The 8655-nt window shown below is 40.2% G+C and carries 9 protein-coding genes; 1 reads left to right on the top strand and 8 read right to left on the bottom strand.

What is annotated here, in order from left to right:
* Positions 1–15: 15 nt before the first annotated feature.
* The 3 genes from B4Z47_RS20010 to B4Z47_RS20000 are packed head-to-tail and all read right to left on the bottom strand — an operon-like array spanning position 16 to position 863.
* On the bottom strand, positions 16–246 hold the full coding sequence (locus B4Z47_RS20010; protein ID WP_070562589.1) for a DUF6358 family protein: 231 nt from the start codon (positions 244–246) through the stop codon (positions 16–18).
* A gap of 1 nt (position 247) precedes the next feature.
* The gene (locus tag B4Z47_RS20005; protein WP_046672585.1) at positions 248–547 is read right to left on the bottom strand and encodes a hypothetical protein; all 300 of its coding nucleotides are present in this window, start codon (positions 545–547) and stop codon (positions 248–250) included.
* A 1-nt stretch (position 548) separates the two neighbouring features.
* Positions 549–863 (bottom strand): rhodanese-like domain-containing protein, encoded by a 315-nt coding sequence (locus B4Z47_RS20000; RefSeq protein ID WP_070562591.1) that lies wholly within the window; start codon positions 861–863, stop codon positions 549–551.
* Positions 864–1110: 247 nt separating this feature from the next.
* On the opposite strand from B4Z47_RS20000, the gene B4Z47_RS19995 reads away from it, so the two are divergent.
* A complete protein-coding gene (locus B4Z47_RS19995) occupies positions 1111–2415 on the top strand; it encodes a M20/M25/M40 family metallo-hydrolase (RefSeq protein WP_286727749.1) in 1305 nt (434 codons plus the stop codon).
* Between the two features lie 9 nt (positions 2416–2424).
* Here the strand turns inward: B4Z47_RS19995 and B4Z47_RS19990 are convergent, their stop codons facing one another.
* Genes B4Z47_RS19990 through secA form a run of 5 tightly spaced genes read right to left on the bottom strand, consistent with a single transcriptional unit; the run spans position 2425 to position 8466 of the window.
* Positions 2425–2913 (bottom strand): GNAT family N-acetyltransferase, encoded by a 489-nt coding sequence (locus tag B4Z47_RS19990; RefSeq protein ID WP_070562594.1) that lies wholly within the window; start codon positions 2911–2913, stop codon positions 2425–2427.
* Complete coding sequence (locus tag B4Z47_RS19985) at positions 2910–3488, bottom strand: hypothetical protein (protein ID WP_070562597.1); 579 nt, start codon at positions 3486–3488, stop codon at positions 2910–2912. The genes B4Z47_RS19990 and B4Z47_RS19985 overlap by 4 nt, the downstream gene beginning before the upstream one ends.
* 7 nt (positions 3489–3495) lie before the next feature.
* Positions 3496–4686, bottom strand: a complete 1191-nt coding sequence (locus B4Z47_RS19980; RefSeq protein WP_112375450.1) for a M20 metallopeptidase family protein — start codon at positions 4684–4686, stop codon at positions 3496–3498.
* 13 nt (positions 4687–4699) lie between these two features.
* Positions 4700–5158, bottom strand: coding sequence for an SPOR domain-containing protein (locus B4Z47_RS19975; protein WP_088159759.1), 459 nt, complete (start codon positions 5156–5158; stop codon positions 4700–4702).
* Positions 5159–5178: 20 nt separating this feature from the next.
* Positions 5179–8466 carry a preprotein translocase subunit SecA gene (secA, locus tag B4Z47_RS19970; RefSeq protein WP_112375175.1) on the bottom strand — a complete coding sequence of 1096 codons (3288 nt, stop codon included), beginning with the start codon at positions 8464–8466 and terminating at the stop codon, positions 5179–5181.
* Positions 8467–8655: the final 189 nt, after the last annotated feature.

Raw genomic sequence — 8655 nt, 5'->3', positions numbered from 1 at the left:
AGCAGGCTTTTTTTATTACTTCTTCTTTTGTTTTGTAATAAGTTGTTGTTTACCGCTTTCTTTTTGCTGAATAAGTGATCGAACCCGTTTGCTTAAAACAACACGGAGATAGATCAAAACCACCAAAAAGGCGATGGATAATCCCGTTACCAGCATGTTGCCGGCCTTATACCCTTCAAAACCACTGTAAACTAAAAATACAATAGCCAAACTCAACACTATATTTAGAAAAAAATACTTTAACATATCACTTTTTTATTAATCCCAATACCCGCTGTCTCCATCCGCCAAAGAAATAGAATGCTCCACCAACAATGTTTAATAAAACAATCGTCAAAGCCATCAGCATCCTTTCTGTGTTAGAAATTGTCCTCGAAAGCATGATTTCCCGTAGAACCAATATTACCCATAGGAGAGACAATAGAATGGAAAGGCTACCTAATATGGGGAATATACCAAGGTTAAATAATCGCGCTAAAATAGCTACGCTATAAAAAGCAAGACTAAACAAGAAAGCTTGCTTAGTCTGATGCTCCAAATTTTTCATCTTAATAAACGTCTAACTCTGGATCGATTTCCTCTTTCCAAGCTAAAATTCCGCCTTTTAAATTTGCAAGATTGTCAAAACCCTGTTGTTCCAATAACATAATCGCCTGTGCAGAACGTTTTCCAGAACGGCATTGTACGATAACAGGTTTATCTTTCGCAATCTTATCAGCTTCGATCAGTATACCTGAAAGTGGAATATTCAATCCATTTAAATTGGATACTTCATACTCAAAGGATTCACGAACGTCTATCAACTGAAAATCTTCGTTGTTATCGATTTTATTCTTTAATTCTTGTACAGATACTTCTTTCATTTTCAAACAATTTAATAGTCAAATATACTACATTTTTTCCGAAAGTGTTCGCTTTCCTGGATGCTCAAAATCAGTCGATGTTGCTAAGAGTAGCCTCAATTTTTAGTGTATTAACGGCATTAGAAATCTTAGATGGGTTTTGCCTGTCATCGGATCATTTGAAATGGATCATTTTAGGAAGTTTATTGTCTGCACAATTCGCTTGTAGAATTTTCCTTATCTTCACCCAGACTTTACTAAGCTTTATATGAATTCAATACCTAAAATTATACTGTCTATATCTTTACTTGCACTCTCGGCAGTAAGCTATGGACAGCAAGTTATTTCCGAGCAGGAACGCCAAGATGTGAGCCGCATACTCAATACCCTAGCCGCTGACGATATGCGTGGGAGATCGGCTTTGACAAAAGACATCGAACCAGCTGCAGATTTTATCGCTGCCGAAATGAAGAGAATAGGCCTTAGCCCCTACGCAGAACAAAATTACAGGCAAACATTCCAATTGGATAAAATCTCTCCGGTAAGCAAATCCGCAACCATCAATAAGCAGCTGATCCCAGCTGACCATGTTATTTCACTTGGAAACCACGTTGATTTACAGTGGGATAATCGAAGTAGCCTTAACATCGTCGAAATAAAATCGGGCGATGATTTTGCGAAAGTATTTAGAGAACATTCTCTAGCCAAAGAAAATACACTTGTATTGGTAGACCCCTCCTTTGAAAGCTATTTTGTGCGTTTTGGTCAAATGCTCAACTCTCCTAAATTTATAGAGGACCCCTCCAAACAAAAACCATCAATTGTCTACCTTTTAACAGCGGAGAAACCCCAAACTTTTCAAATTCATATTGAACGGAAGCTTCAAAATTTCCCCTTGTTTAACGTGGCAGGAATCATCCCCGGGAAAAGTAAACCGAACGAATACGTTATCTTTTCGGGACATTACGATCATATTGGCATCCTTCAGGCAGTAGGCCAAGATTCTATTGCCAATGGCGCCGATGACGATGCCTCAGGTGTGACCGCAATGTTAACCCTGGCAGATTACTACAAAAAACAAAATAATAATGAAAGGACCCTTATTTTCGTCGCTTTTACGGCAGAAGAACTGGGCATGTATGGCTCAAAATATTTTTCCAACCACATCAATGCTGACCAGGTAGTCACTATGATCAATATGGAAATGATCGGAAAAGATTCCAAATTCGGTCCCAATACAGTGTATATTACAGGATACGATCAGTCGAATCTTGGTGAATTAATGCAGGAAAATTTAAAAAACACAAATTTCCGATTCTATCCTGATCCATATCCCAAACAAAATCTCTTTTATCGAAGCGATAATGCGGTATTGGCAGCCAAAGGTGTGCCTGCGCATTCATTTTCAACATCCCAAATGGATAAGGATGAATATTACCATACCGTAAAAGATGAAGTGTCTACATTGAATGTTCAGAATATCATTTCCAGTATAGAAGCGATCGCCATAGGCACCTCCGGAATTGTAACAGGCAAACAAACACCTTCACGGGTCGAAAAACTAAAAGATTAGGCGACAGGCCTAAGCTTTTACTTCTTTTTGCATGACATAATCGTTTAGAACATAATCATAATAAGGAATATCAATCGTTTCAATGATCTCAAAGCCCTGCTTCAAATAGAAATGGTAAGCAGGGTTATTTCTATTTACGTTCAATTCAAGAATCCCTTTACCCTTTAAGATGGTTTTTTCTGAAGCGAAGTCTATCAGCGCCTTTCCGAAGCCTTTTCCTTGCACATTGGGCATCAAATAGAGCTTTTCAATACGTACACGATCCTCAAGAGTTCGCAAGGCAATAAATCCCTGACCGATACCATCTTCTTTCAAGACATAAAAAAATTGGCCATTAACCATACTTTCTGCAAGTCCCTCAACGGTATAGCTTTTTTCGAGCATAAAGTCAATTTGATCTTGTGAAAGTATCTCTCCATAAGTAACAGGCCAAATACTATGCGCCATATTTGAAATGCTTCTGATATCGCTTTGTTCTGCCAATTCTATTGTTATCATGCAATCTTTTCTCCTATTAAAATGTATTTTATATGGGAAAATTTAAGGACAAATAAGCCGTCTTTTTCCATTTCGTATTCGTTGTCATTGATCTTAATCAAGCCTTCGTGCGTGTTTTTTTCATCAGCATCAAGGCCCTCAATTCGGATTCTTTCCCCTGTAGGCTTCCATTTGGTGAAGCCTGTTGTCACAAAACAATAGCGAACTCCTTTAGAGATAAGCACAATATTAATCTGCTCCAGATAGGGCTGGTAATAAGCCACATCAAGCTGATCAGTCAGGATATTCACCGCTTTGTATTGATGTGCTATCAGGTATTCTATAGCCGTCTTTAGAAAATCATTATCATAGGAAATGATCTTTAAATTTTCCTGTGAATCGTTAATGGATTTTTTTGTAAAAACGATATCGAACTTATAACCACGCGCATCCAATAAATCGATGGTTTCCGCCTCAATGACAATTGTGGGGCTCCATTCCAGCAGCTGCCCCAAGCCCTCTTCGTCGATGAGGAAAAGGTCTTCAATCAGTAATGCAGGTTCCTGATTCTCTCGAACAATGTGATGAGATGACATATATAATTTAATAACCGAGCCTACGCAAGGTAATGTATGCCATCAACCCCGTACTAATCTCCAAAGAAGTCTCATCCACGTCAAAGGTCGGCGTATGGACAGCTGAAGAGATACCACGTGCTGCATTACCTGTACCCAAACGATAGAAACAAGCATTAATTTCTTGTGAATAATAGGAAAAATCCTCCGCGGCAGGCCATAGATCTAAGTCTACCACATTTTCCTTACCGAGATACTCTTCTGCAAATGTCCGTGCACTTTTAGTCAATTGGGGCTCATTGATTAGAAAAGGATAGCCCTTACGGACTTCAAATTCACAAGTCGCTCCCATACTTTCAGCAATGCTCACAGCAATCTTTACCATGCGCGCATGTGCTTCAGCACGCCACTCCTCATCAAATGTGCGAAATGTACCTTCCAGATAAACCTGGTCAGGAATAATATTTGTAGCTCCGTTGGCCATAATCTTTCCAAAAGATAGCACAGTCGGTGTACGTGGATCTGCAAAACGACTAGCAATCTGCTGCAAAGCGGTAATGATCTGTGCTGTAATAACAATTGGATCAATATTTTGATGCGGGTGCGCACCATGCCCGCCCCTGCCTTTGACTGTCATAAACAGTTCATCGCAGGAAGCCATATATTTTCCCTCACGGAAACCAACCTTGCCTACCTCAATAAAGGGCATCACATGCTGACCTATTATGGCTGAGGGGGCAGGATTCTGCAAAGCGCCCTCTTTGATCATTAAGGAAGCTCCTCCTGGCAAGCGCTCTTCGCCAGGCTGGAAGATCAATTTGATCGTTCCTCCAAATTCGGCTTTTAGGCTATTCAATATTTTAGCTGTCCCCAAAAGTGAGGAGGTATGTACATCATGGCCACAGGCATGCATCACTCCTGGGGTGTTGGAACCATATGAACGCCCCTCCACTTCTTGAATTGGTAAAGCATCCATATCTGCGCGCAACGCGATAACTTCATCTGAGGGTAGGTCACCTTTGATTAAAGCGACAATCCCCGTATCAGCTTTAGCCTCATAAGGAATTCCCAATTCATCCAATTGCTTTTTTACAAATGCCGAGGTATTGTATTCTTCGAAGGAAAGTTCAGGATTCTGATGAAGATGTCTACGGTTGGAAACCGTATCTTCAAAATATTGATGAGCTAAGGCCAGGACTTTTTCTTTCGTACTTGCCATAAGGTTGATTGATTTATTGATATACAAAAACGTTCTCTGAAAAAACAAAGACGTTGCTAAAATATTGACGTAACTCGCGCATGAAGGCATTTGCTTCAGAGCGACTTCTAAAATCACCTACCTTGACGCGATAATTGGGTTCATCATAGGTGATATAGGTATCAATATCTTTATACATACTTCGGAAACGTGTCTGCTCCGAAAATGCCTGATTCCGATTCGATCCAGCAAAGATCTGTACACGGAATCCCCTTACTTTGACCCGCGTCGCCGCTGAGCGGACAACGGGTTTAGCAGGAACTACTGTCGCTTTGCTTTCGACAGGATTGATCCCCATAGCTGCCCTGAAATTTTGAAGCTGTGTAATCAATGAATCTTTGGTTACAATTACTCCACCTTTTTCTTGTGCGTTTACCTGAACTAGCGCAAACAACACAAGTGCATGTATGAAAATCAATCCTCTCTTCAGCATAGTTTAACCTTTCTTATCGATTAGTTATTTGCGCCGTGGCAATTTTTATATTTTTTTCCTGAACCACAAGGACATTCGTCATTGCGTCCAACAGTATTCTCGTTACGAACAGGTTCTTTTGGACCTTCATTCACATCCTCCTCACTCACACCTGTAGGCGAAGCCAATTCAGCTTTCGTTTCAATCGTTTTTACTGGAGCCTGCTGTACTTGTCTCGCTTGCATAGAAGTCGGTTCTTGACCAGGGATCTCTCCTTTGAAAATAAAGCTAACGACATCCTTATTCATTGAAGCCAACATCGATTTAAACAAATCAAATGCCTCCATTTTATAAATGATAATCGGATCCTTTTGTTCATAAACAGCATTTTGAACCGATTGTTTCAAATCATCCATTTCACGCAGGTGCTCTTTCCAAGCCTCATCGATTAATGCCAATACGATTCCTTTTTCAAAAGATTTGAAAACTTCTTTACCGTTGCTTTCGATGGCTTTTTTCAAATTCGCCGAAACTTGAATGCCACGGATACCATCCGTAAATGGAATAACGACATTTTCGACGATCTGACCTCTTTCCGCATATACATTATTCAATACAGGAACTGTCAAAGCACCAACGGCCTCAATTTTATGGTGGTAAGCGTTAATTGCATGCTCAAAAAGACGATCAGTCAAGCCTTCAATTTTACCCTGTGCAAATTCTTCTGCTGTAATTTCTGGTGTGATCGCAAAAATACGGATTACTTCGATTTGGAAATCTTCGTAATTACCTTGCTCTTTTGCTTCAACGACAATTTCTTCTGCAACATCAAAAATCATGTTGTTCAAATCCACGTCTAAACGTTCTCCAAACAAAGCATTTTTACGTTTCGAATAAATTACGGTACGTTGGGAGTTCATTACATCATCGTATTCCAATAGACGTTTACGGATACCGAAGTTATTCTCCTCCACTTTACGCTGTGCGCGTTCGATGGATTTGGTCAACATACTATGTTGCATCACCTCGCCCTCTTCAACACCCATTTTCACCATGATGTTAGAGATTCTCTCTGAAGCGAATAAGCGCATCAAGTTATCTTCCAAAGAAACGAAGAATTGCGAAGAACCTGGATCTCCCTGACGACCGGCACGACCACGTAACTGACGGTCAACACGACGAGATTCGTGTCTTTCGGTACCGATAATGGCAAGACCACCAGCTTTTTTAACTTCTTCGGTCAATTTAATATCCGTACCACGACCAGCCATGTTCGTCGCAATGGTTACTTGTCCTGGGCGTCCAGCTTCAGCGACGATATCAGCTTCTTTTTGGTGTAACTTCGCATTTAATACGTTATGCTTGATCTTACGTAATTGAAGCATACGGCTCAATAACTCCGAAATTTCAACCGATGTGGTACCGACCAATACTGGCCGTCCCTGCTCTGTCAATCGTTGGATTTCTTCAGCTACAGCATTGTATTTTTCACGGGCCGTACGATAGATCAAATCTTGACGATCATCACGTTGGATTCCACGATTTGTCGGAATTTCTACCACATCCAATTTGTAAATTTCCCAAAGCTCACCGGCCTCTGTCGACGCTGTACCCGTCATACCCGAAAGTTTGTGGTACATGCGGAAGTAATTTTGCAATGTAATCGTTGCGTAAGTTTGTGTCGCATCTTCTACTTTCACATTCTCCTTTGCTTCGATCGCCTGGTGCAGACCATCTGAGTAACGACGGCCATCCATGATACGACCTGTTTGCTCATCGACAATTTTCACTTTACCTTCATCAACGATATATTCAACATCATTTTCAAACAAGGTATATGCTTTTAACAACTGGTTGATCGAGTGGATACGCTCTGCTTTAATCGAATAATCGCGCAACATATCTTCTTTCTGAGCTGCCTTTTCTTCCAAAGTCAACGAAGACTTTTCAATTTCGGCAATCTCAGTACCAACATCCGGTAAAATAAAGAATGAAGGATCTTCGCCTGTTGCTGTAATCAACTCGATACCTTTTTCTGTCAATTCTACTTGGTTGTTCTTTTCATCAATCACAAAATAAAGTTCTGCATCTACTTTAGGCATATTTTTATTTTGCTCTTGCATATAGTAGTTTTCTACTTTTTGTAAGATCGAACGATTAGCGCCTTCGCTTAAGAACTTGATTAATGCTTTATTTTTAGGCAAACCTCTGTACGCTCTTAATAATGCCAAACCGCCGCCTTCAACGTCAGAATCACCTGCCGCCAGCGCTTTTTTAGCATCATTCAAGACGGTATTGATGTACGCTTTCTGTACATGCACCAAACGCTCGATACGTGGTTTTAATTGGTAGAATTCGTGTTGATCGCCACGAGGAATCGGACCTGAGATAATCAATGGTGTACGGGCATCATCAATCAATACGGAGTCAACCTCATCGACCATGGCAAAGTGTAATTTTCCTTGCACCAATGCGTCCGGAGTCTGAACCATATTATCACGTAGATAATCGAAACCAAACTCGTTATTCGTACCATATACGATATCCGATTGATAAGCTTTACGACGTTGCGGGGAATTCGGCTGATGTTTATCAATACAGTCAACAGATAGCCCATGGAACTCAAATAACGGAGCATTCCACTCCGAGTCACGACGAGCAAGGTAATCATTCACCGTTACAATGTGTACGCCTTGACCAGAAAGAGCATTTAGATAGGTCGGTAATGTTCCTACCAACGTTTTACCCTCACCGGTTGCCATCTCGGCAATTTTACCACTGTGCAATACAATACCACCGATTAATTGGACATCATAGTGTACCATGTTCCAAGTGACCTCAGTACCTGCAGCCATCCATTTGTTTTTCCAAATCGCCTTATCACCATTGATGATAACGTTTGATTTGTAAACAGCCAATTCTCTGTCAAAATCGTTGGCAGTAACTTCTAATTCTTCGTTTTCTGTCAAACGTCTTGAAGTTTCTTTTACCACGGCAAATGCCTCCGGCAAAATATCCTTCAATACCTCTTCCAACTTCTTGTCACGGTCTTTGGACAATTTGTCCACTTGCTCGTAAATAGAAGTTTTCTTTGCCATATCGTCCTCGTCTTGATCCGCTTCTTTTTTAAGCGTGTCAATTTCTTGGTCAATATCGGCTAGGTAATTTTTAATTCTTTCTTTGAAATCAACGGTCTTGGCACGTAACTCGTCATTGGTTAGATTTGAAAGCTTCTCATATTCAGCTTTGATTTGGTCTACCACAGGCTGAATTCCCTTGATATCTCTCTCGGATTTACTTCCAAATAATTTACTTAAAAACTTTAACATAATTTTTTTTCTATCTCAACTTAAGATTTTGTACAATAATGACTCCAAAGTAAAATTGCAGACAATTTGACACTAATCGGGCAAATTTAGTTATTAGATATGATATCTAACAGCTTACATCCATTTTTTTTACGTTATTTTTATTGAAAATGTCAGTTCCTTACAGCCTGCAAGAATCCTCTACCTATT

This window comes from Sphingobacterium sp. UBA2610 (genome assembly GCF_002339225.1).
GTDB lineage: Bacteria > Bacteroidota > Bacteroidia > Sphingobacteriales > Sphingobacteriaceae > Sphingobacterium > Sphingobacterium multivorum.
This window is presented reverse-complemented; position numbering and strand designations above follow the sequence as displayed.

What these genes read in the sequence shown, in the direction of transcription:
- B4Z47_RS20010 (WP_070562589.1), bottom strand. Translation starts at nt 246, where the DNA reads ATGTTAAAGTATTTTTTTCTAAATATAGTGTTGAGTTTGGCTATTGTA.
- B4Z47_RS20005 (WP_046672585.1), bottom strand. Translation starts at nt 547, where the DNA reads ATGAAAAATTTGGAGCATCAGACTAAGCAAGCTTTCTTGTTTAGTCTT.
- B4Z47_RS20000 (WP_070562591.1), bottom strand. Translation starts at nt 863, where the DNA reads ATGAAAGAAGTATCTGTACAAGAATTAAAGAATAAAATCGATAACAAC.
- B4Z47_RS19995 (WP_286727749.1), top strand. Translation starts at nt 1,111, where the DNA reads ATGAATTCAATACCTAAAATTATACTGTCTATATCTTTACTTGCACTC.
- B4Z47_RS19990 (WP_070562594.1), bottom strand. Translation starts at nt 2,913, where the DNA reads ATGATAACAATAGAATTGGCAGAACAAAGCGATATCAGAAGCATTTCA.
- B4Z47_RS19985 (WP_070562597.1), bottom strand. Translation starts at nt 3,488, where the DNA reads ATGTCATCTCATCACATTGTTCGAGAGAATCAGGAACCTGCATTACTG.
- B4Z47_RS19980 (WP_112375450.1), bottom strand. Translation starts at nt 4,686, where the DNA reads ATGGCAAGTACGAAAGAAAAAGTCCTGGCCTTAGCTCATCAATATTTT.
- B4Z47_RS19975 (WP_088159759.1), bottom strand. Translation starts at nt 5,158, where the DNA reads ATGCTGAAGAGAGGATTGATTTTCATACATGCACTTGTGTTGTTTGCG.
- secA (WP_112375175.1), bottom strand. Translation starts at nt 8,466, where the DNA reads ATGTTAAAGTTTTTAAGTAAATTATTTGGAAGTAAATCCGAGAGAGAT.